Source organism: Micromonospora sp. DT178, assembly GCF_049841695.1.
GTDB lineage: Bacteria > Actinomycetota > Actinomycetes > Mycobacteriales > Micromonosporaceae > Micromonospora.
On the sequence record NZ_JBNCKV010000005.1, the window covers coordinates 225,257 to 248,743 of the forward strand.

The following is a 23,487-nucleotide window of genomic DNA, read 5'->3' on the forward strand; positions in this document are numbered from 1 at the left end:
CAAGGCGCAGCGTTGGTCAGGAGATGCCGCCGTCGCTGTGCAAGAGTTGGCCGTTGATCCAGCCCCCGTCAGGTGAGCACAGGAACGCGACGAGGTTCGCGCAGTCCTGTGGGCGCCCGAGGCGACCGAGCGGCGTGGACCGTAGGACGGCAGCCTTGATCTCCGCGGTCATCCAGCCGGTATCGGTTGGACCCGGATCGATGGCGTTGGCGGTCACGCCGAGGTGGGACAGCTCTTGAGCAGCGGCCAGGGTAATCCGATCGAGAGCGCCTTTACTGGCTCCATAGGGAAGGTTGCCGACGGTGGCGTCACTGGTCAGGCTGACGATGCGTCCCGTGCCATGTGCCCCTTGGAACCGTTGGGCGTACTCGCGAATCAAGAGCCAACTCGCCCGGGTGTTGACCGCGAAGTGACGGTCGAAGCTCTCGATGCTGGTGTCGAGCAGGCCCGAGTTGACACTTTCGCAGTGGGCGAGGACGAGCGCGCTGACTGCGCCCAACTCTCGCTCCACGGTCTCGAAGATGCCAGCCATCGCGTGAGGATCACTGAGGTCCACCTTGATCGCGACAGTTTTCGCCCCGTGCTTGACGGCTTGGTTGTTGAGCTGCGTCACGGCCTCAGGATCGACACCCCAGGGCATCCGCTCGTCGTACGGGGTCCAGTAGGTGAATCCGACATCCCAGCCGGTCTGAGCCAGCGTCAGCACCACTGATGCAGCGATGCCCGCGCTACGGCCGGCACCGGTAACCAGAGCGACGGGTCGATGCTGTTGATCCATGCCATCCATGAGCGCCATCCTTGGTCACACCCCCTCGATGCGCCATCCTTGCTGCCCGCCCAGAGGCCGTCATCGGAATTAGCCCGCCATTACAGCCGAGCCGGCGATACATCGCCACGGCGTCAAGCATCATCCGAGGCCGCAGTGCCAACCGTCAACCGGCGTAGGACACATGGCTGGAGCTGTCTAGTCCCAGCACATGCTTGACGGATGCGTCCCAGCTGACGCTTGACGGTTGGTCTGGACATTGAGGGTGACCTTGCGGGGTCGGCTGGCTTTCAGGTTCCGGACGGGATGGTCGGTGGTGCGGCGGACGGTGCGGGTCGCGCTGAGCGGCCCGCAGCTCGTCGACGTCGAGGCTCTGCGCCAGGAGGTGGCCGTCTCTCGTGACTGAATCATGGCTGCGGCGGATATCTGCGGCGGGCCGGGCTTGGCGCCCCCAACCGGTCGCTTCAAAAGCGGAAACTCCGGTATAACGAGCATGCTGTTCCGCTGGCTGGCATCGCCCCCCTCGGAGTGACCCATGACGACGCAGTTGCGTGACCGTCTCGACGAAGTACTTCGGGCTGGCCAGGTCGGCGGTCTGCACACCGTCGCGGCGGTTCGCGGTGGTCAAACCGTGCTCGAGTACTACGGGGCCGGTGAGGATTTCGCCTGGGGCGACTCGCTGGGCGTCGTCGAGTTCGGGCCCGGGGTCCTACACGACATCCGGTCCGTCACCAAGAGCGTGACCGTCCTGTTGTACGGCATCGCGCTCGGCGAAGGGCTGGTCCCGCCGCCGGCGGAGCCGCTCCTGCAGCGGTTCCCGCAGTACCCCGACCTGGCGGCTGACCCCTGGCGTGCCCGGCTCACCGTCGAGCACGCACTGACAATGTCGTTGGGCGTGGAGTGGTGCGAAGATCTCCCGTACAACAGCCCGGCCAACGCCGAGATCGCGATGGAGCTGGCGCCGGACCGGTACCGGTACATCCTGGAGCGGCCGATTCTTGAGCCGCCCGGCACCCGATGGACCTACTGCGGCGGTGCCACGGCTCTGCTCGGCCGACTGATCGCCGACGGCACCGGGCAGTCACTGCCGCAGTACGCGCAGGCCGTGCTGTTCGCGCCGCTGGGCATCGGCAGCTTTGAGTGGATGACCGGCGCGGACGCAGTGGCCTCCGCCGCGTCCGGGCTGCGACTCGCGCCCCGCGACCTGGCCCGGCTCGGCGAGCTGGTGCTGGCCGAGGGAACCTGGGACGGTCAGCGGATCGTCCCCGCCGACTGGATCCACACGATGCTCCAGCCACGCCTGCAGACCAGCTGGGGCGCGCAGTACGGCTACCAGTGGTACATCGATTCCATCGAGGGTCATCGGCTGGTGGCCGGCATGGGCAATGGCGGCCAACGCCTGTTCGTCCTGCCCGAACTGGACCTCACCGTGGCCATCACCGCCGGCAACTACGACGATCCCGACCAGTGGCGGACCCCGCTGACGGTGCTGGAACGGGTCATCCTTCCCGCTATGGCTTGACGGCACCGCGCCCGCCGGTCAGCCCAAGGACAGGGCACACATCTGGGCCGGACGTCACCTCGCGCATGCGGTTGGGACAGTTTCTGCGTTCGCCGGGAAAGCACCGCGCCACGGCACCCGAAGAAGCCGTGTAGAACGTCGAGAGGAGCTACGGGCTCCAGCCCTGTTCAGGGGCCAGATCTGCCCGATTCCGGATGATCTCTACCCGGTCCACGGCATTAGGGGTTCGAGTCCCCTGGGCTCCACCAGCACTTTCCTTGGTTGATCTCGGTTCCGGGTGCAGCCATTCGTGCAGCCAAGCGGTCACGGGTGTCCCCTCCTCGCCAAAGGATCCGGTCGATGGCGGAGGCAGCCTGGCGAGCTCGCGCCGGTAGGACGTGCCGTACGTGTCGGCCGTCATCAGGATCGTGACTGCCCGAGCAGCTCCATCACCGTGCGCAGCTCCTGTCAGCGGTGACGATCTCAGTAGGATTCTGAGATGTCTCGACCAGTGATCTTCGACCTCTTCCATACCTTGATCGAGGGGGCCGACGAGGAGCGTGACCGGGTAGTCGGCGAGATGGCGGTCATGGTCGGGGTAGCTCCGGCCGAGCTGGTCTCCGCGTACCACGCCACCTGGCGGGACCGGCTGGTCCGGTGGGACGTGGAGGAGACCATCCGCATCCTTGCCGGACGCCTCGGCGGCACACCAACCAACGAACAGGTGACACGGGCCGGTGAGCATCGACGAGCCCTCGGGCGCCGGGTGCTGGACAGCGTCTCGACCGCCACCCTCGACGTTCTCGACGCGCTACGCGGCGACGGGCATCCGCTGGCCCTCATCAGCAACGCCACCGCGGACACTGCCGAGGCATGGCCGCAGAGTCCGCTCGCCCAACGGTTCGATGTCGCGGTCTTCTCCTGCGATGTCGGGCTGGCCAAGCCCGACCCTGCGATCTATCACCTTGCCGCCGAGCGCCTGGGTGTTGGGCCCGCGGAGTGCGTCTTTGTTGGCGACGGCGCAGACGGTGAGCTGGCCGGGGCGGCAGCGGTCGCCATGACTGTCTTCCAGACCACGGAGCACAACGACACAGACCCGGGCTGGGGCGGGCCGGCTTTCGCTACCCTGGGCGACCTGCCCGCCATACTCCGAGAGCCGTTCAAGGTCATGGAGCCGGCCGAGTAGAGCGGTCAGTACAGCCATTCGCACAGCCAAGCCCGCCGACGGACACCGTCCGGGGGTCGACGGCAGACGACGCGGTGAGCAGCTCGGCGACAGTCACCGACGCAGGCTCCCAGCAGTCTTGATCTTTGCAAGGGCAGGAGTTAGGGGGGTTCGAGTCCCCCGGGCTCCACCAGCACCTCCACCGGTTGACCTCTGTCTGCTGATCACCGTGGACAGGTGAGGTGAGGCCGGTGTGCAGTCGTTGCCTGCCCGTCTTCGGCATCAGGGGTGGACCTGTGACCAGGCCCGGGCCGTCTCGGTCAGCTTGCCGATGAGCTCCGTCTTGCCCTCGGTGTACGCCTCACGGTCGTGCGGGAAGCGGTCGGCCAACTCTCGCTTCAGGGCTTCGTAGTCGGCACGGGCGTCAGGACGGGCTCGTAGGTAGTCCCGGAACGCCAGGACGTTGAGGTAGCGCGGCGAGCCGGTCGGCACCAGGTGCAGGTGGTGGGTGCGGTGGCTGGGGCGCGGCTTGCAGAACCAGTGCATGACCTCGGCGCGATAGGGCCAGTAGCAGTAGTTCAGGGGCCTCAGCAGTTCGATGCAGGGGCGTGAGGACTCCAGGTCCGCGACGCCGACCATGATGTCGATGACCGGCTTGGCGGCGAGCCCGGGCACTGCGGTGCTGCCCACGTGGTGGATGCCGCCAGTGATCCACGGACCGATGGTCTGGCCGATGACGCCGGCCTCGGCGGCGAACCGCTCGGGCCCTGCCGCATCGTAGGGCTTGACGTGAACGGGGGCGTTGGCCTCGTGCGCCTCGCTGCCATGGCTGTCCGACACACGAGCACCCTGCCAGGAAGGCGCCTGCGCCGCAGCCCCGCGTCCTTCCGGCGCTCGCATGCCGGCCGGTTCCGACGGCAGAGAACGTCCGTGCACCTGCGAGGTACGCGATGCTCGCCGGGGCGCCTGAAACGGTAGGCGGCAGGTTGACGCGGCCAGCAGGGGCACCGGTCAGCGCAGGAAGGTGAAGAGCGTCCCCGTGGCGTCCAGGGGATGCGGTGTGCCTTCGAACCGGTGGACGCCGACGGAGAACCGCACGTCGTCCGGAGCGTGGAACGCCTCCTCCGCGAAGGCGGCGTCGCGAAGCCATCTCCGTACGGCGGGTGTCAGGTCCGGCGTCCGCCGCGCCCGGGTCCAGATCACGGTGGCACCCGCTGCGCAGAACTGAGGCAGAGCGGCGACCGTCCGCTCCACGTCGGCGTCCGAGATGTTGCCGAAGACTCCGACCATAAGCACCAGATCCGCCGGAACCGCCCCGGCATAGGAGGAGGGCCGGCCCGCGTCCGCCTGCCTGATCACGAGGTGGGAGAGCCCGGCCCGGTCGGCGGCGGCCCGCGCGGCGGCCACGTTGCCGGCGTCGTACTCGAGCAGGGTCACGCGCAGGCGTCGGGTGTCGGGCCGTGCGGCCAGGACGCCGATGAGGTCGTGGCCCTGCCCCGCGCAGGCGCTGACCACCGTCAGCCGTTCCTCGGCGCGCTCGTCGAGCCACGAGGCGATGTGCTGCTGCACCAGCCGCAGTCGACGTGACAGCGGAGAGCTCGCGTCGGCGTAGGGCTCGTGCCACGCCTGCCAGTCGGTCCGGACGGTCACGGGCGGGCGTGCTCCCGCAGCAGCGCGAGGAGCCCGTGGCCGTCCTCGATCCGCGCGTCCGGTTCGACTCCCGGCAGCGCCGCCTCCCGGTCGGTGCGGGGCGAGCGCATGAGGATCGCGGCGGCGGTGCCGGCGCGGCGGGCGCAGACGACGTCGCGATTCACGGTGTCGCCGACGAACCAGCAGTCGCCGATCGGCACCGCGATGGCGCGGGCCGCCAGCAGCGCCAGTTCCGGGTTCGGCTTCCTGGGCCCGGCCTCGTCGCTGTAGAACTCGGCCCCGAACAGCCCGGAAAGCCCTGCGGCGGCGAGGAAGTCCCGGTGGGCGGCGCCGCAGAGCGTGTTGCTGACGACCGCCATCGGCAGGCCGGCGTCGGCGGCGTGCCGCAGGGCCTCGGGGATGCCGGGGCGCACGGCCCACTCCTGGCGCCAGGTCCAGGCGTACGCCAGCGGGGTCGCCTCCCGCTCGACGGCGGCGCGGGCCTCCCGCGGCCAGGACCGGGTCACGAAGTCGGCCCACACCTGGCCGTGCGGCAGCTCGACCGGGTCGTCCGTCCTGCCCACGTCGTCGCGCCACAGGGCGTACGCCCGCGCGCCCTCACCCAGGTCCCGGGCGATCTGCTCGTCCGGCACCGCTCCGTCGACGAGCTCTGACAGCCGCCGGACCAGCCCCGGCGGGGCCGGCGGTTGGGGTGGCGCGTCGGCCAGGACGCCGCCGAAGTCCAGCAGGAGAGCCCGAGGGGTACGCAGCATGCCCGTCATCCTCGCGCACCGGGACGGGAAACGAGAGGGTCCCGCGGCCCGGTGGGCGTGGCCGCAGGATCCCCCTCGCCGTGGTCGGACTGCCCGGAACGGTTGGCGGCTGCTGGTGGACCGGCGGGGTGAGCCCTACGCCAGCGCGTCGACGGTCGAGCCCGCCGTTGTCCGCGTGACGCGGCGGCGCCGGGTGGGCAGCGCGAGCGTCGGGTTGGCGACGCCCCAGGCGGCACCCCTGCAGACCAACTCCTTGTAGACGGCCGCGAGGCGTCCGGTCAGGGCCGCCCGCAGGGCGCGATCGTCGGCGGTTACGTACTGGATCAGGCCCTCGCTGCGGCCGAGCGAGATGCACTGGTTGAAGTAGCGGATCCGGCTGGTCGGTGGCCTGCCCCCGGCCAGGTGCGCCGCGATCGCATCGGCGGCCTGCCAGGCGGTCGGGACTCCCGAGGCGCACGACATCCGCAGCGGCTTGTCCCCGGGACCCGTCACCATGGCGGCGTCGCCGACGGCGTACACGTCCGGGTGCGAGACCGACCGCATGGTCCCGTCGACCACGATCTGGCCGGAGTCGGTGACCTCCAGGGCGGTCGCCCTTGCGATCGGGTGGACCGCGAAGCCGGTGGTCCACACGGTGACCGCCGCCGGGATGGCCCTGCCGTCGGCGGTGGCGACGCGGTCGGCTTCGACGCCGGTGACGGTGGTGTGCTCGTACGCGGTGATGCCGAGCTTGTCGAGGACCTTCCGCAGGTGCTCGCGGCCCCTGGGGGAGAGCCAGTCGCCGAGGCCGCCACGGGCGGCGAGGGCGACGTCGAGGTCCGGGCGGGCCTCGGCGATCTCGGTCACGGCCTCCAGGCCGGTGAGGCCGCCCCCGACGACGAGCACGGTCTGCCCGGCGTCGAGGCGGGTCAGGCGCTCGCGTAGCCGGAGCGCTCCGGGGCGGCTGGAGAGCTCGTGGGCGTACTCGGCTGCCCCCGGGACGTCCCGTGGGTCCCAGCCGCTGCCGAGGGCGTAGACGAGCGTGTCGTAGGCGAGCTCGTCGGCGCCGTTCGCGTCGACGACGGCGACGGTCCTGCGGTCGACGTCGACGCCGGTGACCCTCGCGAGCCGCAGCCCGACGCCGGTGCCCGCGAACATCTCACGCAGCGGCCGGGGCTTGAGGTCCTGGCCGGCCGCCAGTTGGTGCATGCGGACGCGTTCGACGAAGTCGGCCCCTTCGTTGACGACGGTGATGGAGACGTCCTCACGGTGGAGCCGTCTGGCGACGCGGCCAGCGGCGATGGCTCCGGTGTATCCGGCTCCGAGGACGATGATGCGGTGCTGCATGTCCATGCTCCTGTCTCGCGCGGGTTGCCACTTGAACCGGGTGGCCCGCCGATTCCTGACAGGAACCGCTCGTGAAGCACGTCACATGACGGTCAGAAGGCGTGGAACAGGGGCTCGCCGTGGTCGGTGGCACCCCACTGCGCGGTCGCCCGTTCGAGCTTGTCCGGGTTGCCCTGGTTACGGAACGCGGCGATGCCCTCGGCGGTGACCTCCAGGCACATGACGCCGACGACCCGGCCGTCCACGACGGCCACGACGGCGGGGCCGCCGTTGGCGGTCCAGGTGTGGACCTCGGGCGTGCCACCGACCAGGGCGCGCTTGGCCTTGCCTGGCCTGAACAGGCCCCACAGGAACTTCGCGACCGCGACCGCCCCCTCGAACGCCTTGGCGCGGGCCGGGACCTTCCCGCCGCCGTCGCCGATCGCGACGACGTCCTCGGTGAGCAGGCGCAGGAGCGGCTCCATCCGGCCGCCGGTGGCGGCCGCCAGGAACTCCTCGACGACCCGCCGGGCGGCGGCCTCGTCGATCTCGGCACGGGCCCTGCCGTCCGCGACGTGCTTCTTGGCGCGGTGGAGGATCTGCTGGCTGGCGGCCTCGGTGATGTCGAGGATCGCGGCGATGTCGCGGTGCGGGTAGTCGAAGGCCTCCCGCAGCACGTACACCGCCCGCTCGCCGGGGGAGAGACGCTCCAGGAGGGTGAGCACCGCGTACGAGACCGACTCGCGCTGCTCGGCGGTCTCGGCCGGGCCGAGCATCGAATCCCCGGCGAGCAGCGGCTCGGGAAGCCACTGGCCCGGGTAGGTCTCCCGGCGCGCCCGCGCGGAGGCGAGCTGGTTGAGGCACAGGTTGGTGAGGACCTTCGTCAGCCAGGCCTCGGGGACCTCGATGCGCTCGACGTCGGCGGCCTGCCAGCGCAGGAACGTCTCCTGCACGGCGTCCTCGGCCTCGGTGGCGGAGCCGAGGAGACGGTAGGCGATGGCTTCCAGGCGGGGCCTGGCGGCCTCGAACCGCTCGACGTCGTCCGCCGTCAGGGACATGGCCCGATCCTAGGCCGCGCCGCACAGATCGGAACCGGGCCACCGCGGAGCCGACGCCGTCCCGGGCAGGTTAGCGTCGCAGGTGTGACCACCGGATCCCCACGCGTGCTACCGGCCGACAGCGGCATCGCCGAGGCGGCCTCCGTCCTGCGTACCGGCGGGTTGGTGGCCTTTCCCACCGAGACCGTCTACGGGCTCGGCGCGAACGCGCTGGACGCCCGGGCCGCCGCCCGGATCTTCGAGGCGAAGGCGCGGCCCAGCTTCGACCCGCTGATCACGCACCTCGCGGACGCGGCCGAGCTGGAGAAGCTGGTGGGGACGGTGCCGGCGGCGGTGGCGGCGTTGGCCGGGCGCTTCTGGCCCGGACCGCTCACGCTGATCGTGGACCGGCCGGCGGCGATCCCGCCGATCGTCACGTCCGGACTGGCGACGATGGCGGTCCGCGTGCCGGACAACGCGTACGCGCGGGCGCTCATCGCCGAGGCCGGGGTGCCGGTGGCGGCGCCGAGCGCGAACCGGTTCGGCCAGCTCAGCCCGACGCGGGCCGAGCACGTGGTGCGGGGCCTGGGCGCCGCCGTGGACGTGGTGCTCGACGGCGGGCCGACGAGGTGCGGCATCGAGTCGACCATCGTGGACGCCCGGGGCGGGCAGCCGGTGGTGCTGCGCCTCGGCGCGCTGCCGGTCGAGGCGCTGGAGGAGGCGGCCGGCCCGGTGACCGTACGCCCGGGCAGCTCCGGGCAGCCCGTCGCGCCCGGCACGCTGGCGGCGCACTACGCCCCGCGTACGCCGCTGCGATTGGTCCCGGGCGGCGAGCCGCCGGCGGCCGACGGGGTCCGGCGCGGCTTCCTGGCCTTCCGGGACCGGCCGGCGGGCGACTGGGCGGCCGTGGAGGTGCTCTCCGCCGCCGGTGACCTGACCGAGGCCGCCGCGCGGCTGTTCGACGCGCTGCACGAGCTGGACGCCACGGGGGTCGACGAGATCCTCGTCGAGCCGGTCCCCGAGGTGGGCGTCGGCCGGGCGGTCAACGACCGGCTGCGCCGCGCCGCCGCCACCTGGCATCCGGCGGGGTGAGGCGGGGGCGGGACGGCCGCCCGCCTCGGCGACGGGACGCCGCCCGGCTCAGCGGCGGCGCGTCGGCGGTCCCACCTTCCGCGTGCATGGGCGGGGAGGACGGGGGTAGGAGAAACGGCAACGACCCCCTGGAAGTGAGGTGTCAGCCAATGCCGACCGCACGCGAGATCATGACGAACGATGTGACCTGCATCCGTGAGCAGGACGACCTCAAGACGGCCGCCAGGCAGATGGCCCAGCTGGGCGTCGGCTCGCTGCCGATCTGCGGGGACGACAACCGGCTCAAGGGAATGCTGACCGACCGCGACATCGTGGTGAAGGTCCTCGCCGAGGGCCGCGACCCGGGCCGCGTCACCGCCGGTGAACTCGCCCAGGGCGAGGCGGTGACGATCGGCGCCGACGACGACGCGGCGGAGATCCTGCGGACCATGAGCCAGCACAAGGTGCGCCGGCTGCCGGTGATCGACGGGCACGATCTCGTCGGCATCGTGGCCGTCGCGGACGTGGCCCGCTCCCTGCCCGAGCGCCCGGTGGGCGACCTCATCGAGGCCATCTCCGAGCGCGCCTGACCGCACGTCACGACCGATCGCCGCCCTCCGGCCCCGGCCGGGAGGCGGCGATCGGCGTACGCGGGCACCGCCGGCCCGGCGGGATCGGACGGGGTGGCGGCTCAGTCCGGCGGGGTCAGCGGGACGGTCTCGCCCCGGGCGATGGTGCGGACGCTCCCGGCGAGGCCGCGCCGCCGTACCTCCGCCACGAAGTGGCCCAGCGGCGAGCGGAACACCGGGTAGTCGTCGTAGTGGATCGGCACGGTCAGCTTCGGCCGGACCAGCTCGACCAGGTCGGTGCCCTGTCGCGCGTCCATGGTGAGCAGGATGCCGGCGATCCGCGTGCCGCCGAGGTGGATCAGCATCGCGTCGATGTCCGGGTACCGCTCGGGGATGTCGGCGAGCATCGGCCGGTTCAGCGTGTCGCCGGTGACGTAGAGGCGGAACTGGCGGCTGCCGTCGCGTTCCGGGTCGATCATCGTGCCCATCACGTCGGGCATCAGCAGGTCCAGCGCGCCCGGCCCGTGCCTGCCCGGCATCGAGGTCAGCCGCAGCGTCTCGCCGTCGCGGCGCAGCTCCCGGGAGTTCCAGGTGGGCAGCCCCTCGGCGGCCCGGAAGCCCCAGCGGCGCAGCTTCCGCTCGGCGGCGGGGGTGGTGACGATCGGCAGCTCCCGGTCGAGTTCCCGGCGGGCCACGCGGTCGAAGTGGTCGCCGTGCAGGTGGGAGAGGACGACCGCGTCCAGCGACGGCAGTTGGGCGATCCGCAACGCGGGGTCGGTGCGCCGCCGCGACCAGAGCCCCTTGCCCAGGTATGCGCGTTGGCCCCGGTGCAGGAAGTTCGGGTCGGTGAGCAGGGTGAACCCGCCGATCCGCAGCACCGTGGTGGCGGTGCCGATGAACGTGGCCTCCGGCTGCGTCGTCAACAGGCGTACCTCCACCCGCAGCCGTACCCGTGATCGGCACGGTCATGCCGATCGGCGGCGGTCACGCCCCCGCCGGCCCGTCAGGGTCCGGCCGGTCCGCCGTCGCGGATCCCGACTGGGGCAGGCGTTCCACCAGGCGGGTGAGCGCGCCGTTCGCGAAGGTGGCGCCGAGCGCGGAGCCCGTCGCGATGGTCCAGCCGACCGGGCCGAGCGGCGTGCAGCCGAAGAAGTGGCTGACCCCCGGCGTCTGGACGACCACCACCAGCACCCCGAGCGACGCGGCGGTGGAGGCCAGTACGGCCGGGCTGGTGCCGCCGGCCAGCACCGTCTGTCCGAGCTGGGTGCCGACCAGCGAGACCAGCGCGACGGTGCCCGCACGCCTGCGTCGCCCGGTGTAGCGGGCCAACGTCCAGCCGGCGGTGGCGCCCAGCGTCGTGGCGGCGGCGCGCAGCCCGATCTCCCGGGTCATCGTCTCGCCCAGCGAGGTGTCGGGGCCCTCCCGGAGCAGGCCGTCGGCATGGTCCGCGCCGGGTGGCCGGACCGCGATCGCCAACGCCGGCGCCAGGTCGGTGAGCAGGTTGACCAGGAGCAGTTGCCGGCCGGTGAGCGCCGAGCGGCCGGTCGCGGCGGCGGTCAGCACGCTGAACGCGATCTCGCCGAGGTTCCCGCCGACCAGGATGCTGAGCGCGTGGCGTACCGAGGACCACATCGCCCGGCCCTCGACCAGGGTGGCGATGATGGTCTCCAGCCGGTCGTCGGTGACCACCAGGTCGGCCGCCGCCCGGGCCGCCGGGGTGCCCCGCTGACCGAGGGCGATGCCCACGTCGGCCAGCCGGATCGCCGCGGCGTCGTTGGCGCCGTCGCCGGTCATCGCCACCGTACGTCCGCACCTCTGCAACGCCTGGATGATCCGGACCTTGTGCGCCGGGGTGCACCGGGCCACCACGTCCGTGACGGCGAGCCGCCCGGCGAGGGCCTCGTCGTCGAGCTGGTCGAGTTCCGTCGCGGTGACCACCCGCTGCTCCTCGTGGTCGCTGATGGTGGCCGCGATCGCCTCGGCGGTCGCCGGATGGTCACCGGTGATCATGATGGTATGCACGCCGGCCTGGCGGATCCGGCGCACGGCGGGGGCGGCGCTCTCGCGTACCCCGTCGGCGAGGGCCAGGAAGCCGACGAAGGTCAGGTCGTGCACCTGATCGTCGGTGACGTCGGGTGAGGAGACCCGGCACTCGGCCACGGCGAGGATCCGGTGTCCCGCCCCCGCCCGGTCGGCGAGCATGGCGTGCAGCCCGTCGCGGCCCGAGTCGTCGAGCGGCTCGTCGCGTCCCCCCGGCGTACGCCAGCCCGAGCACCGGGGCAGCACCGACTCCGGCGCCCCCTTCACGCTGAGCAGCAGCCGGTCCCCGGCCCGGCCGACGGTGGCGTGGTAGCCACGGGACGGCTCGAACGGCAGCCCACCCACCGGCTCCCAGCCCTGGGCGCCGGTCTGCTCGGTCACCCCGGCGGCCTGCGCGCCGGACCGGACCGCCCGGTCGGTCTGCTGGGCCAGGTCGTGGGGGGCGTCGGCGCCCGGGGTGGCGCGCAGCGCGGCCGAGAGGGTGAGCCGCAGGCCGTCGTCGAGGCGGTCCATCGGTGCGTACCGGCCGTCGTCGCCGACCCCGGCGAGCATCAGCTGCCCCTCGGTGAGGGTGCCGGTCTTGTCGAAGCAGAGCACGTCCACCCGCCCGAGCGCCTCGATGGTGCGCGGGTTGCGGACCAGGGCGCCGTGCTCCGCCAGCCGCCGCGCGGCGGCGAGCTGTGCGGCGCTGACCAGGAAGGGCAGCCCTTCCGGCACGGACGCGACGGCCAGGTTCGCGGCGGTCGCGGCGGTCTGGGCCAGGGGTACGCCCCGCAGCAGCCCCGCGCCGGCCACCGCCACCGCCGAGCCGGCGGCCAGCGGGATCGCCGCCCGGGTCAACCGGCCCAGCCGCGCCTCCACGCCGCTCGCCGGCGGGGTCTGCCGGGCCATCGCCAGGCTCCGCCCCGCCTCGGTGCCCGCGCCGGTCGCCACCACCACCGCCGTCCCGTGGCCGGCGGCGACGCTGGTGCCCTCGTAGAGCATCGAGCGCCGGTCGGCGACGGCGGCGGCGACCACCGGCTGGTCGGTCTTGCCGACCGGCAGCGACTCGCCGGTGAGCGAGGACTCGTCCATCTCCAGCCCGGCCGACTCCAGCACCCGGCAGTCGGCCGGGACGGCGTCCCCCGATTCGAGGAGGATGACGTCCCCGGGCACCAGGTCCTCGGCCGGCAGGATCCGCTCCGCGCCGTCCCGGCGTACCCGGGCGGTCACCGCCGAGCGGGACAGCAGCTCCGCCAGCGACCGCTCGGTGTTGTGCTGGTGCACCGCCCCGAGCAGCGCCGACCCGCCGACCACGCCGCCGACCAGGGCGGCGTCGACGGGCGAGCCGAAGGTGGCGGAGAGCACCGCTCCGGCGGCCAGCACCGGGGTGAGCGGGTTGGCCAGTTCGTCGACGAAGGCGCGGAGCAGCCCCGTCGGCCCCGTCGGCCGTACGCTCCCGTCGCCCCGGCGGCGTTCGGCCTCGTCGGTGGCGAGCCCGTCCGGGCCGGTGTCGAGCTGGTCCAGCACGGTCGAGGACGGCATCAGGTGCCACGCGGTGGTGGCCGGCGCCGGGGAGTCCGCCGGGCCGGGCAGCCGGTGCGCCCGCAAAACGCCGTGGGCGAAGGCCAGCGCCGCCGCCCCGTTGACGGCCGCGACGGCGCGGCCGGGCAGCCGCGCCCGCGAGGCGGTGAGCGCCCCCAACGCGCCGAGGCCGGTGCCGGCCATGGCCAGGCCGATGTTCTGCCGTGCCATCCGGCGGGCCACCCCGGCCGCCTCGACCACCAGCGCCGCCACCCGCAGGTCGGCGCCGACCAGCAGGTGCGCGCCCCAAGGCGGCAGGTCCTCGTCGGCGGAGAGCCCCAGCCCGCAGTCGGCGGCCCCGAGCGCGGCGCGGTCGCCGGAGACCACCATCACCACTGCCCCGTCGCGTTGCAGCTCCCGCACGGACTCGGCCAGCCGGTCGCGCCCGGGCAGGTGGGCGTCGGCGAAGTCGTACCGCCGCTCGTCGTCGCCGGCCACGACCAGCCGCAGGCCGGCCTGGCGGGCGGCGGCCGGCAGGGCGTCGACGCCCGGCGCCGGCTCCGGCTCGACCCGCAGTACGGCGACGAGGGCGCCGCCGTCGGACAGGCCGAGCAGGGGGCCGCCCGCGTCGCGCAGCCGCCGGCTGTCGGCGGTGTCGCCCGGGTCCTCGACGTCCAGCGCGTCCAGCGGCCCGAGCCGCCAGCCGTCGGCCTGCCGCGGTTCCCGGGGCGCGGCGGGGTCGAAGAGGGCGAACGCGCGCGCCGCCACCTGCCCGGTGTCCGCACCGGCCAGCGGCGCCAGGTCCGCCAGCACGCCCCGGTCGGAGCCGAGCACGGCGGCGTCCAGCACCAGGGTGTCGATCCGGTCGAGTTCACGCAGCACGCTGCGGTCCATCGCGATCACCCCGCGCCGGGCGAGGATCAGGCCCAGGTGCGCGGCGTAGCCCTCGCGTCCGCTGCCGGGGGCCTTCGGCAGCGCGGAGAGGCCCAGCGCGGCGGCCCGTTTCCAACCCACGACCGGCGTCGCGGCGGCCACCGCTACGGCGCCCGCGTCGAGCGTCCGGCTGACGTACTTCTCGACGGGGCCGTCCGGCTTCGGCCGGGGGCGCTCGATCTTCAGCGCGGGGGCGGCGGCCCGCTCCGGATGCCCGGTCAGCCGGGGTTCGGCCCGCTCCCACGCGCGGAGCTGGGCGCGCGCCTCGCCCCACTGCACCACCCGGTGCGCGCCGTCGAGCACGAGCCCGGTCCAACTGCCCGTCAGGCCCTGCACCACCGCCTCGGCGAGCGGGAAGAGCAGATCAGCGCGGGGGTCGGCGCGTAGTCCCCGGTCCGCCAGCGCGTGCAGCTTCGGGTGCAGGTCGACCGCGCCGAGCAGCCCGGCGACCTCCCCGGGCACCGGCGTGAACGGCAGGATCCGGGTGGCCGCGGAGAGGGTCAGGCCGAGGGCGTCGGAGGCCAGCGCGCCGAGGGTGCGCGGCGTGCGCGGTCCCTCCTCGGGCGGGTGCGGCGGCGGGATCTGCGGGTCCGGCTCGTGCGGGCAGGTGCGTTCGGTACGGGCGACGGTCGCGATGAGGTCCCGCAGGGCGGGCTCCGGCGTACCGACGGCGACGACCACCCGGCCGGACGGGGCGTTGACCCGTGCCCACTGGACGCCGGGCATCCGCTCCAGCGCCGCCTCGACCTGACGCGCGAGGACGTCGCCGCCGTCCTGGCAGACCCCGAGCACCTCGATGTGGTGCCGGCCGGGGCGGGACCAGACCCGACGGCGGCTCAGCCCGGCCGCACGCGCCAGCCGGGCCGCGACGGCACCGACGTTCCGGGTCGCCTCGCCGACGACCGGCGGCACCGTGACCGGCGGAAGGAGTCGGCCGGCCGTGCGGACCAGTGAGATCATCGAGGCGTACGACCGGACAGGCGCCCGTCGGGCCCCTCGCTGCCGCTGCTGCCGCCGTACGCCATCTCGCCCCCCACGCCTCGCGCTCCGGCGGCCTGCCTTCCCGGTTGATCGTCCGTCATGCCCTCGGAGCGGCGGAAGTTCACCGGGTGGGCCGGAGAGAGTCGGGTCACCCTTGACCTCAATCCGGGTTGAGGTCAGAGGCTGGTCGCATGCTGATCGAGCTGCTCCGCCACGAGGCGGGTCCGTCGGACCCACGGGCCCGCCTCGGCCACCGACCGCTGTGGCTGCCGCGCCCGGCGGAGCGGAGGTGACCGGGACGGCGGTGCCGGCCGCCCCGGTCGCCGACGAGGCCGGGCTCTTCGCGCCGCGGCTGCGCGCGATGACCGTGGGCAGCGTCGCGCTGATCTCGCTGCTCGCCTTCGAGGCACTGGCGGTGGGCACCGCCATGCCGACCGTCGCCCGCAGCCTCGACGGGCTGGCCCTCTACGGGATCGCCTTCGGGGGCCCGTTCGCCGCCGGCGTGCTGGCCATGGTCGCCTCCGGCATCTGGTGCGACTTCCGGGGCCCCCGGGCGCCGATGTGGCACGGGCTCGGCTGGTTCGTGCTGGGGCTGGTGCTCGCCGGCGGCGCCACCACCATGGGCGTCCTGGTCGCGGGCCGGATCGTGCAGGGCTTCGGCTCCGGCCTGCTCTCGGTGGCGCTCTACGTGATCGTCGGGCAGTCGTACCCGGAGGCGCTGCACCGGCGGATCTTCGCGGCGTTCGCCGCCGCGTGGGTCGTACCGTCGCTGGTCGGGCCGGCGTTGGCCGGCCTGATCGTGGAGCACCTCGGCTGGCGCTGGGTCTTCCTGGCGGTGCCGGCCGTGGCGGTGCCGGCGGTGCTGCTGATCCACCCCGGCCTGCGGACAATCGGCGCGGCCACGGTGACCGGGTTGCCGTCCGGCGCGGCGGCCCGGATCGGCTGGGCCTGCGGGGCGGGGGTGAGCGCCGCACTGTTGCACATCGGGGGGCAGCAGCGCGGCGCCGCCGCCGTCGGGCTGGTGGCCCTGGCGCTGGTCGGGCTGCTGGTCTGCGCGCCCCGGCTGCTACCCGCCGGGTTCCTGCGTGCCGGCCGGGGCCTGCCCACGGTGGTCGGGCTGCGCGGTCTCGCCTCGGCCGCGTTCGTCGGCGCGGAGGTGGTGATCCCGCTGATGCTCTCCCGGGAGCGGGGACTGTCGCCGACCGCCGCCGGCCTGGTCCTGACCACGGGCGCGCTCGCCTGGTCGGCGGGCTCCTGGTTGCAGGGGCGGATGCCCGCGCCGCGCTCCCGGGCCACCCTGCCGAGGGCGGGGCTGACCTGCATCGCCGCCGGTACGGCCGTGGTCACGCTCGCGGTCGCGCCGGCGGTGCCGGTCTGGGTCGGCGTGCTGGGCTGGGCCGGCGCGGGTCTCGGCATGGGGCTGCTCTACCCCTCGTTGTCGGTGCTCACGCTGGAGCTGTCCGCCCCCGGCGAGCAGGGCCGCAACAGCTCCTCGCTGCAACTGGGCGACTCGCTCTTCGCGGCGACCGTGCTGGCGCTCACCGGTGCGGTGCTCGCGGCCGGTGCGGCCCCGGGACCGGCCAGCTACGCCGGCACGCTTGCGGTGGCCTGCGGGCTCGCCCTGCTGGGTGTGGTGCTCGCCGGCCGGGTGGTGCCCGGCGCGGCCGGGATGCGCGCCGGCTGACCGCCCGCCCGGGTACCGATCCGACTGACCGCCCGCCGGGCCCGATCCGGCCGACCGCCCGCCGGGTTCCCGACCGGTCCGGCCGGCGGCGATGTGCCTGATCCGGTCCGGTGGCGACCGCCGGCCCGGGAGGATGGGCGGGCGATGAACTTCCTGACCATCCTGCCGATGGCCGTGGTGATGGTCGCCGGGACGCAGCTGGTCGCGGCGGTCTTCCTCGCCTCGGCGGACCGGCCGCGTGCCGCGTCGCTGGGCTACCTGAGCGGGGCGGGGCTCGTCGTGGCGGGCGGGGTGACGGCGAGCTGGCTGGTCACCCGGGCCGTCAAGGTCGACGTCGGTGCCGGGCTCGGGCGGCGCGCGGTCGAGAGCCGGATCGACGTGGTCGTGCTGGCGCTGCTGGTCGTCCTGGCGGTGGTCGTCCTCCTGCGCCGGCACACCGCCGGCCCGCCGAAGTGGATGAGCGGCCTCCAGCGGGCGAGCCCGGCGTACGCGCTGCGGCTCGGCGTGCTGCTCTTCCTGGCCATGCCGACGGACGACCTCACCATGCTCACCGTCGGGGCGAGCGCCGCCCGGCACGACCTGTCCTGGTGGCACCTGCTGCCGTTCGTCCTGCTCACCCTGGCGTTGCTGGCCCTGCCGCTGCTGGCGCTGCTGCTGCTCGGTCACCGGGCCGAGGCGGTGCTGCCCCGGATCCGGAACTGGGCCGGGCGGCACTCCTGGGTGGTCAGCGAGATCGTCATCGGGTTCTTCGTGGTGCTGACGGCGGCCGACCTGCTGCGGTGAGCCGGCCTGCTGCGGTGGGCCGGCCTGCTGCGGTGGGCCGGCCTGTCGCGGTGAGCCGACGCACAGCCGGTCACACGCGTGGGCCGGGCGCCGTCACCACCACTGTCGCGCGGCGGGCGCGCGACGGCCGGAGAGGGAGGGAACCATGCGGGTGCTGGTCACCGGGGCGGCCGGTCGGCTCGGGCGGGTGGTGCTGCCCCGGCTGTGCGCCGAGGGTTGGGACGTCCGGGCGACGAGCCGGCGGGCGCGTACCGGCTCGTCGGTGCGGTGGGTGGTCGCCGACCTGGCCACCGGGGAGGGGGTGGTCGAGGCGGTGGCCGGCGTGGACGCCGTACTGCACCTGGCCTCGGCACCGAACCGGGGGCGGCAGACCCACCGGGTCGACGTGCTCGGCACCCGCCGGCTGGTCGTCGCCGCCGGCCAGGCGGGCGTACGGCACCTGGTCTACGTCTCGATCGTCGGGGTGGACCGGGTGCCGATCCCCTACTACCGGCACAAGCTGGCCGCCGAGCAGGTCGTGGCGGCCGGGACGGTGCCGTGGACGGTGCTGCGGGCGACCCAGTTCCCGGAGTTCCTCGACGGGATGCTGCGCGGGGCGAGCCGCCTCGGTCCGGTGATCGGCGACCCGGCCGTACTCGCCCAGCCGGTCGACCCCGGCGAGGTCGCGGACCGCCTCGTCCGGCGGCTCACCGCCGGCCCGCTGCGTGGCGTCGAGGAGTACGGCGGCCCGGAGGTGCTCCGCTTCGACGACGCGGCCCGCGCGTGGACGGCCGCCCGGCGGTCCCGCCGTCCGCTGCTCCCGGTCCGGATACCGGGCGGGCTCGGCCGCGCCCTGCGCTCGGGCGGCCTGGTCACCGGGGCGACTCCGAAGGGCGTCCGGACCTGGGCCGACCACCTCGCCGACACGTACGGGGGAACCGGCGCAAGATGAACGGCCCGCGCATTCACGTCCGGCCTACCGTGACGCCATGTTCGCCATGGTCGCCACCGTCATCCTGTACGTCGCCGGTTTCGTCTTCCTCTACGGCGTGATCCGGCTCGCCATCCGCCACGCCCTGGAGGAAATGGAGGTGCGCCGGGTCCAGGCCGAGCGGGCGGAGGAACTGGCCTCCGTCCGGGACCGCGCGCTGCTCCGCGACAACGGCTTCCTCACCGGCAACTGACCGGTCCCGTCCCGGCCGTCCCGGGTCTTCCCCGTTCCCGGCCGGCCCGTCCCGGCGGCCCCCGGGACGGAACCGGTGCTCCGGGACGGAACCGATGCTCCGGGACGGGACCGGTGGTCCGGGTGACTAGAAGTCGGCGGCCACGGCCAGGTTGAACTTGTCGATGGCCGCCTTCTTCTCCTCCGGGAGCGACTCGACGTCGATCCGGTCGGTCTCGCCCCTCCCGTCGTGGGCGTCGACACCCTTGAGGAGGTGATCGACGATGGAGTTCGCCTCGTCGGTGGTAAAGCCTGCGTCGGTCAGGATGTGCAGCGGAAGTTCACTCATGCCGATCGCCGGTACCCGGCATCACCCGCTCCCACACGCCGCCGGGGCCCGTCTGCGGATCGATAGGGGTGACCCCCTGTCGACGACGGTTCCGGTCGCTGGTGGTGTGGTGGAACCCCGGGCGTAGGCGGGTGCGAGGATCGCAGGCGTGATGGGGACGCTGAAGACCGAACCCGCCCGCAGCCGGCTCGACCTGCTCGCTCCGCCGGTCGCCGCCGCCGTCGGGCAGTGGCCCGCCGAGGCGCCGGTGGACGTCGACGACGTGCTGGTGGCGCCGATCGACGCCGAGCTCGCCGACACCGCCGCCTTCTGCGCCGCGTACGAGGTGGGGCTGGACGAGTCGGCCAACTGCGTGGTGGTGGCCGGCAAGCGTGAGGGGGTCGTGCGCTACGCGGCCTGCGTCGTGCTCGCCACCACCCGCGTGGACGTCAACGGGGTGGCCCGCCGCGCGCTCGACGTGCGGAAGGCGAGCTTCGCGCCGATGGCCGACGCGGTGGAGCTGACCGGCATGGAGTACGGCGGCATCACCCCGATCGGCCTGCCGGAGCAGTGGCCGATCCTGGTCGACGCGCGGGTGATCGCCGCCCCGCACGTGATCATCGGGTCGGGCGTACGGCACAGCAAGATCGCGCTGCCCGGGCCGGCGCTCGGCGCGCTGCCCGGCGCGCGCGTGGTGGAAGGGCTGGCCAGGCCGGCCTGACCGATCACGGGCGTCGATGTCGTTGCACGTGAAACATCACGCCCGTCGATGTCTGTCGTCGGAGGTCGGCCTCGCCGCCGTCGGCGGGTCAGTCGGCCTCGGCCTCGCGGCGGTTCACCTCGGCCAGGGCGGCGAGCAGCGTCTCCGGCTCCTGGGCGCCGGTGACCGCGTACCTGCCGGCCAGCACGAAGGTGGGCACGCTGGTCACCCCGATCTGCCGGGCGGTGGCCAGCTCCTCGGAGAGTTCCGCCACCCGCTCGCCCGAGTCGAGGAAGCGGCGCGCCTCGGCCGCGTCCAGACCCACCTCGGCGGCGAGCGCGGCGAGCGCGTCCCGGGAGCCGACGTCGACGCCGTCGGTGAAGTGGGCGCGGTAGAGCGCGTCGACCATCTCGGCGGCGCGTCCCCGGTCGGTGGCCCAGGCGACCAGGCGGTGCGCGTCGAAGGTGTTCGCCGCGACCGCGCGGTCGAAGTCGAGCTTCAGGCCGACCTGGCCCGCCACCTCCGTCACCTGACCGAACATCTGCCGGACGCGGTCCGGCCCGCCGAACTTCGCGGCCATCGCGTCGACCAGCGGGCGCGGCTCCGGCACCGGCGACGGATCGAGCTGGAACGGCCGGTAGCGGACGGTCACCTCGCCGTCGTACGACTCCAGGGCCTGCTCCAGCCGACGCTTGCCGATGTAGCACCAGGGGCACACGACGTCGGCGTAGATCTCGATCTCCATGTCGGGTGACAACCCTCCGTCTAGCTGGTCTGTTCCCGGACCTGCCGCTTGAGTCGGGCCAGGATGGCCGTGCCGCCGCGCACCCGCAGCGGGCTGATCGCCTGGGCCAGTCCCATCCGCTGGTAGAGGTCGTCGGGCACGGCGAGCACCTCGTCCGCGCTCGCCCCGGCCAGCCCTTCGGCGAGGATGCCGGCGAACGCACGCGTGGTGGGCGCCTCCGGCGGGCAGTCGAAGAGCGTCTCCACCGTCTTCTCCGGGGTCACCCGGGCGCGCAGGAAGAACGCCGTCTGGCACTCCGGCACCTGCTCCATGCCCTCCCGGTCGGCGGCGTCGGCGGGCAGCGGCGGGATGACGTCGGCGTACTCCAGCAGCATCTCCAGCACCACGTCGCGGGGCGCGGCGGCGAACTCGTCGACGATCTCGGAAAGCCTGGCCGGCATGGATGACATGACTCCGAGGCTACCGCCGTCGGCAGGGGACCCCTCCTGCGCCACGGGCGTCAGGAAGGGTCCTTCCGCGTATCTCAGACGGTGGGCGCCTGCTCGCTGATCTCGCTCAACGCCGAGTTGGGGTCGAGCTGCATCGCGAGGTCGCCGAGGGAGACGATGCCGACCAGCTTGCGTTCGGCGTCGCAGACCAGCACCCGCCGGATGCCCCGCTCCCGCATCAGGGCCGCCGCCTCGGCCGCGGTCGAGTGCTGCTCGATCATCACCACCTCGCGGGTGATGATCGAGCCGATCGTGGTGGTGGCCGGGTCGCTGCGCTCGGCCACCGCCCGGACGACGATGTCGCGGTCGGTGAGCATGCCGGCGAGGGTGGCGCCGTCGGTGACCACCACGTCGCCGATGTCCGCCTCCTTCATCACCCTGGCCGCCTCATCCAGGGTGGTCTCGGCGGGCAGGTAGATGACCTGCTTCGTCATCACGTCGCTGACCCGGTAACCGGTCATGAGAGCCTCCAGAACGCATTCAGTCGATCGGACTGCGGTACCCCGTGACACGTTCGCTACACCACGTCCCCGCGCTCCCGGTGTACCCGTTCGACGAGTTGGTCCGCCACCCCGTCGACCGGCAGTTCGACGCGCTCGCCGGACGCCCGGTCGCGCAGTTCCACGTACCCCTCGGCGAAACGGCGGCCGACCACGACGGCGCGCGGGATGCCGATCAGCTCGGCGTCGGTGAACTTCACCCCGGCGGAGACGTGCGTCCGGTCGTCGACCAGCACCCGCAGGCCGGCGGCGGCGAGCCGCCCGCCGAGCTCCAGCGCCGCGTCCAGCTGCGGTCCCTTCCCGGCAGCCACCAGGTGTACGTCGCAGGGCGCGACCGCCTCCGGCCAGACCAGTCCCCGCTCGTCGTGGTGCTGCTCGGCGACCGCAGCGACTGCGCGGGACACCCCGATCCCGTAGCAGCCCATGGTGGGCCGGACGGGCTTGCCGACGGGGCCGAGCACGTCGACGGCGAAGGCGTCGGTGTAGCGGCGACCGAGCTGGAAGATGTGTCCGATCTCGATGCCCCGCCGCATGGTCAGCTCGCCCGTGCCGCAGGCCGGGCAGGGGTCACCGGGCCGCACCTCGGCCGCCTCGATCGTGCCGTCCGGCACGAAGTCCCGGCCGCAGACCACCCCCGTCGCGTGCCGGCCCGGCTCGTTGGCGCCGGTCAGCCACGCGCTGCCCGGCACCACCCGGGGATCGACCAGGTAGCGGATGCCCAGCTTCGCCATGACCTGCGGGCCGATGTAGCCACGGACCAGCTCCGGGCGGGCGTCCCAGCCGTCGAAGACGTCCACGGTGGCCGGGGCGACCGCCGCGCCGAGTCGCTTCAGGTCGACCTCCCGGTCGCCGGGCAGCCCGACCACCAGCAGCTCGGCCTCTTCCGCGCCGGGACGGCGCAGGGCGAGCACCACGTTCTTCAGGGTGTCGGCGGCGGTCCAGTCGTCCCGCCCGCCCAGGCGTCGGGCGTTGGCCAGCTCGACCAGGCTGGCGATGGTCGGGGTCTCGGGGGTGTCGTGCACCTCGGCCGCCGGCTGCGCGTCCGGGTCACCGGCCGGCGGGGCGGGCGTGGTCACCGCCTCGGTGTTGGCCGCGTAGTCGCAGGCGGTGCAGCCGACGAAGGTGTCCTCGCCGACGGGCGTCGCCGCCAGGAACTCCTCCGAGGCCGAACCGCCCATCGCCCCGGAGGTCGCGCGTACGACGGTGTGCTCCAGCCCGAGCCGGTCGAAGATCCGCCGGTACGCCCCGCGGTGCCGCTCGTACGCCGCCGCGAGGCCCGCCTCGTCGAGGTCGAACGAGTAGGCGTCCTTCATCAGGAACTCGCGCCCGCGCAGCAGTCCGGCGCGCGGCCGGGCCTCGTCCCGGAACTTCGTCTGGATCTGGAAGAGCGTCACCGGGAAGTCCCGGTACGAGCTGAACAGGTCCTTGACCAGCAGCGCGGCCAGTTCCTCGTGGGTGGGCGCGAGCAGGTGCTCCGCGCCGCGCCGGTCGGCGAGGGTGAAGATGTCGTCGCCGTACTCCGTCCACCGGCCGCTGGTCCGGTAGGGCTCGGCCGGCAGCAGCGCCGGGAAGTGCACCTCCTGGTCGCCGATCGCCGTCATCTCCTGCCGGACCACCTCGGTGACCCGGTCCAGCACCAGCTTGCCCAGCGGCAACCAGGTGTAGCCGCCCGGTGCGGCGCGACGGATGTAGCCGGCGCGCAACAGGAGCCGGTGGCTCGGCACCTCCGCGTCCGCCGGGTCCTCGCGCAGGGTCCGGAGCAGCAGGGTCGACATGCGTAGCAGCATTGGCGCAGCGTACGGCGGGTACCGGCGGCCGGCGATCCGATTTGTTCCCCGCGACGCA

General features: G+C 73.7%; 22 protein-coding genes. 9 read left to right on the top strand and 13 right to left on the bottom strand.

Annotated features, from left to right (window positions below):
• Positions 1 to 16: 16 nt before the first annotated feature.
• Positions 17 to 787 carry an SDR family oxidoreductase gene (locus ACLQ22_RS11900; RefSeq protein WP_425692318.1) on the bottom strand — a complete coding sequence of 257 codons (771 nt, stop codon included), beginning with the start codon at positions 785 to 787 and terminating at the stop codon, positions 17 to 19.
• 514 nt (positions 788 to 1,301) lie between these two features.
• Between ACLQ22_RS11900 and ACLQ22_RS11905 the strand changes: the two genes are divergently transcribed.
• Together ACLQ22_RS11905 and ACLQ22_RS11910 are read left to right on the top strand one after the other, a co-directional pair.
• Positions 1,302 to 2,288, top strand: coding sequence for a serine hydrolase domain-containing protein (locus tag ACLQ22_RS11905; RefSeq protein ID WP_425692319.1), 987 nt, complete (start codon positions 1,302 to 1,304; stop codon positions 2,286 to 2,288).
• 490 nt (positions 2,289 to 2,778) lie between these two features.
• Positions 2,779 to 3,453: an HAD family hydrolase gene (locus ACLQ22_RS11910; protein ID WP_425692320.1), complete on the top strand. Its 675-nt coding sequence runs from the start codon at positions 2,779 to 2,781 to the stop codon at positions 3,451 to 3,453.
• 261 nt (positions 3,454 to 3,714) lie between these two features.
• On the opposite strand, the gene ACLQ22_RS11915 is transcribed toward ACLQ22_RS11910, so the two are convergent.
• The 5 genes from ACLQ22_RS11915 to sigJ all read right to left on the bottom strand — a co-directional run bounded on the left by ACLQ22_RS11915 (position 3,715) and on the right by sigJ (position 8,197).
• Entirely contained in the window at positions 3,715 to 4,272 is a 558-nt protein-coding gene (locus ACLQ22_RS11915; RefSeq protein WP_425692321.1) for a GrpB family protein, read from the bottom strand.
• Between the two features lie 171 nt (positions 4,273 to 4,443).
• The gene (locus tag ACLQ22_RS11920; protein ID WP_425692322.1) at positions 4,444 to 5,082 is read right to left on the bottom strand and encodes an SAM-dependent methyltransferase; all 639 of its coding nucleotides are present in this window, start codon (positions 5,080 to 5,082) and stop codon (positions 4,444 to 4,446) included.
• The gene (locus ACLQ22_RS11925; protein ID WP_425692323.1) at positions 5,079 to 5,834 is read right to left on the bottom strand and encodes an HAD family hydrolase; all 756 of its coding nucleotides are present in this window, start codon (positions 5,832 to 5,834) and stop codon (positions 5,079 to 5,081) included. The genes ACLQ22_RS11920 and ACLQ22_RS11925 overlap by 4 nt, the downstream gene beginning before the upstream one ends.
• Before the next feature lie 135 nt (positions 5,835 to 5,969).
• Positions 5,970 to 7,160 (bottom strand): NAD(P)/FAD-dependent oxidoreductase, encoded by a 1,191-nt coding sequence (locus tag ACLQ22_RS11930; protein WP_425692324.1) that lies wholly within the window; start codon positions 7,158 to 7,160, stop codon positions 5,970 to 5,972.
• 92 nt (positions 7,161 to 7,252) lie between these two features.
• Complete coding sequence (gene sigJ, locus ACLQ22_RS11935; RefSeq protein WP_425692325.1) at positions 7,253 to 8,197, bottom strand: RNA polymerase sigma factor SigJ; 945 nt, start codon at positions 8,195 to 8,197, stop codon at positions 7,253 to 7,255.
• Positions 8,198 to 8,281: 84 nt separating this feature from the next.
• On the opposite strand from sigJ, the gene ACLQ22_RS11940 reads away from it, so the two are divergent.
• Together ACLQ22_RS11940 and ACLQ22_RS11945 are read left to right on the top strand one after the other, a co-directional pair.
• The gene (locus tag ACLQ22_RS11940) at positions 8,282 to 9,268 is read left to right on the top strand and encodes an L-threonylcarbamoyladenylate synthase (protein ID WP_425692326.1); all 987 of its coding nucleotides are present in this window, start codon (positions 8,282 to 8,284) and stop codon (positions 9,266 to 9,268) included.
• 149 nt (positions 9,269 to 9,417) lie between these two features.
• A complete protein-coding gene (locus ACLQ22_RS11945) occupies positions 9,418 to 9,837 on the top strand; it encodes a CBS domain-containing protein (protein WP_366641488.1) in 420 nt (139 codons plus the stop codon).
• Between the two features lie 101 nt (positions 9,838 to 9,938).
• On the opposite strand, the gene ACLQ22_RS11950 is transcribed toward ACLQ22_RS11945, so the two are convergent.
• Both ACLQ22_RS11950 and ACLQ22_RS11955 read right to left on the bottom strand, forming a co-directional pair.
• Entirely contained in the window at positions 9,939 to 10,739 is an 801-nt protein-coding gene (locus ACLQ22_RS11950; protein WP_425692327.1) for an MBL fold metallo-hydrolase, read from the bottom strand.
• Between the two features lie 61 nt (positions 10,740 to 10,800).
• On the bottom strand, positions 10,801 to 15,252 hold the full coding sequence (locus ACLQ22_RS11955) for an HAD-IC family P-type ATPase (RefSeq protein WP_425692328.1): 4,452 nt from the start codon (positions 15,250 to 15,252) through the stop codon (positions 10,801 to 10,803).
• A 310-nt stretch (positions 15,253 to 15,562) separates the two neighbouring features.
• On the opposite strand from ACLQ22_RS11955, the gene ACLQ22_RS11960 reads away from it, so the two are divergent.
• The 4 genes from ACLQ22_RS11960 (at position 15,563) to ACLQ22_RS11975 (ending at position 18,903) form a co-directional block, all read left to right on the top strand.
• Positions 15,563 to 16,957, top strand: coding sequence for an MFS transporter (locus tag ACLQ22_RS11960; RefSeq protein WP_425692329.1), 1,395 nt, complete (start codon positions 15,563 to 15,565; stop codon positions 16,955 to 16,957).
• Between the two features lie 144 nt (positions 16,958 to 17,101).
• Positions 17,102 to 17,740 carry a GAP family protein gene (locus tag ACLQ22_RS11965; RefSeq protein WP_425692330.1) on the top strand — a complete coding sequence of 213 codons (639 nt, stop codon included), beginning with the start codon at positions 17,102 to 17,104 and terminating at the stop codon, positions 17,738 to 17,740.
• A gap of 145 nt (positions 17,741 to 17,885) precedes the next feature.
• The gene (locus ACLQ22_RS11970; protein WP_425692331.1) at positions 17,886 to 18,671 is read left to right on the top strand and encodes an SDR family oxidoreductase; all 786 of its coding nucleotides are present in this window, start codon (positions 17,886 to 17,888) and stop codon (positions 18,669 to 18,671) included.
• A 37-nt stretch (positions 18,672 to 18,708) separates the two neighbouring features.
• The gene (locus ACLQ22_RS11975; RefSeq protein ID WP_121397379.1) at positions 18,709 to 18,903 is read left to right on the top strand and encodes a hypothetical protein; all 195 of its coding nucleotides are present in this window, start codon (positions 18,709 to 18,711) and stop codon (positions 18,901 to 18,903) included.
• Between the two features lie 126 nt (positions 18,904 to 19,029).
• On the opposite strand, the gene ACLQ22_RS11980 is transcribed toward ACLQ22_RS11975, so the two are convergent.
• Positions 19,030 to 19,230: a hypothetical protein gene (locus ACLQ22_RS11980; protein WP_425692332.1), complete on the bottom strand. Its 201-nt coding sequence runs from the start codon at positions 19,228 to 19,230 to the stop codon at positions 19,030 to 19,032.
• A 151-nt stretch (positions 19,231 to 19,381) separates the two neighbouring features.
• Here ACLQ22_RS11980 and ACLQ22_RS11985 point away from each other — a divergent pair, with 151 nt between their 5' ends.
• Complete coding sequence (locus ACLQ22_RS11985; RefSeq protein WP_121397377.1) at positions 19,382 to 19,930, top strand: YbaK/EbsC family protein; 549 nt, start codon at positions 19,382 to 19,384, stop codon at positions 19,928 to 19,930.
• An 88-nt stretch (positions 19,931 to 20,018) separates the two neighbouring features.
• Here ACLQ22_RS11985 and ACLQ22_RS11990 read toward each other — a convergent pair whose 3' ends face one another.
• From ACLQ22_RS11990 to ACLQ22_RS12005, 4 genes are all read right to left on the bottom strand, one after another.
• Positions 20,019 to 20,654, bottom strand: a complete 636-nt coding sequence (locus tag ACLQ22_RS11990) for a DsbA family oxidoreductase (RefSeq protein ID WP_425692333.1) — start codon at positions 20,652 to 20,654, stop codon at positions 20,019 to 20,021.
• 20 nt (positions 20,655 to 20,674) lie between these two features.
• Positions 20,675 to 21,103, bottom strand: coding sequence for a SufE family protein (locus ACLQ22_RS11995; RefSeq protein WP_327030052.1), 429 nt, complete (start codon positions 21,101 to 21,103; stop codon positions 20,675 to 20,677).
• Positions 21,104 to 21,177: 74 nt separating this feature from the next.
• Entirely contained in the window at positions 21,178 to 21,603 is a 426-nt protein-coding gene (locus ACLQ22_RS12000; protein ID WP_121397374.1) for a CBS domain-containing protein, read from the bottom strand.
• 56 nt (positions 21,604 to 21,659) lie between these two features.
• Entirely contained in the window at positions 21,660 to 23,429 is a 1,770-nt protein-coding gene (locus ACLQ22_RS12005) for a proline--tRNA ligase (protein WP_425692334.1), read from the bottom strand.
• Positions 23,430 to 23,487: the final 58 nt, after the last annotated feature.

What these genes read in the sequence shown, in the direction of transcription:
- ACLQ22_RS11900 (WP_425692318.1), bottom strand. Translation starts at nt 787, where the DNA reads ATGGATGGCATGGATCAACAGCATCGACCCGTCGCTCTGGTTACCGGT.
- ACLQ22_RS11905 (WP_425692319.1), top strand. Translation starts at nt 1,302, where the DNA reads ATGACGACGCAGTTGCGTGACCGTCTCGACGAAGTACTTCGGGCTGGC.
- ACLQ22_RS11925 (WP_425692323.1), bottom strand. Translation starts at nt 5,834, where the DNA reads ATGCTGCGTACCCCTCGGGCTCTCCTGCTGGACTTCGGCGGCGTCCTG.
- ACLQ22_RS11930 (WP_425692324.1), bottom strand. Translation starts at nt 7,160, where the DNA reads ATGCAGCACCGCATCATCGTCCTCGGAGCCGGATACACCGGAGCCATC.
- sigJ (WP_425692325.1), bottom strand. Translation starts at nt 8,197, where the DNA reads ATGTCCCTGACGGCGGACGACGTCGAGCGGTTCGAGGCCGCCAGGCCC.
- ACLQ22_RS11945 (WP_366641488.1), top strand. Translation starts at nt 9,418, where the DNA reads ATGCCGACCGCACGCGAGATCATGACGAACGATGTGACCTGCATCCGT.
- ACLQ22_RS11955 (WP_425692328.1), bottom strand. Translation starts at nt 15,252, where the DNA reads ATGATCTCACTGGTCCGCACGGCCGGCCGACTCCTTCCGCCGGTCACG.
- ACLQ22_RS11965 (WP_425692330.1), top strand. Translation starts at nt 17,102, where the DNA reads ATGAACTTCCTGACCATCCTGCCGATGGCCGTGGTGATGGTCGCCGGG.
- ACLQ22_RS11970 (WP_425692331.1), top strand. Translation starts at nt 17,886, where the DNA reads ATGCGGGTGCTGGTCACCGGGGCGGCCGGTCGGCTCGGGCGGGTGGTG.
- ACLQ22_RS11975 (WP_121397379.1), top strand. Translation starts at nt 18,709, where the DNA reads ATGTTCGCCATGGTCGCCACCGTCATCCTGTACGTCGCCGGTTTCGTC.
- ACLQ22_RS11980 (WP_425692332.1), bottom strand. Translation starts at nt 19,230, where the DNA reads ATGAGTGAACTTCCGCTGCACATCCTGACCGACGCAGGCTTTACCACC.
- ACLQ22_RS11985 (WP_121397377.1), top strand. Translation starts at nt 19,382, where the DNA reads ATGGGGACGCTGAAGACCGAACCCGCCCGCAGCCGGCTCGACCTGCTC.
- ACLQ22_RS11990 (WP_425692333.1), bottom strand. Translation starts at nt 20,654, where the DNA reads ATGGAGATCGAGATCTACGCCGACGTCGTGTGCCCCTGGTGCTACATC.
- ACLQ22_RS11995 (WP_327030052.1), bottom strand. Translation starts at nt 21,103, where the DNA reads ATGTCATCCATGCCGGCCAGGCTTTCCGAGATCGTCGACGAGTTCGCC.
- ACLQ22_RS12000 (WP_121397374.1), bottom strand. Translation starts at nt 21,603, where the DNA reads ATGACCGGTTACCGGGTCAGCGACGTGATGACGAAGCAGGTCATCTAC.
- ACLQ22_RS12005 (WP_425692334.1), bottom strand. Translation starts at nt 23,429, where the DNA reads ATGCTGCTACGCATGTCGACCCTGCTGCTCCGGACCCTGCGCGAGGAC.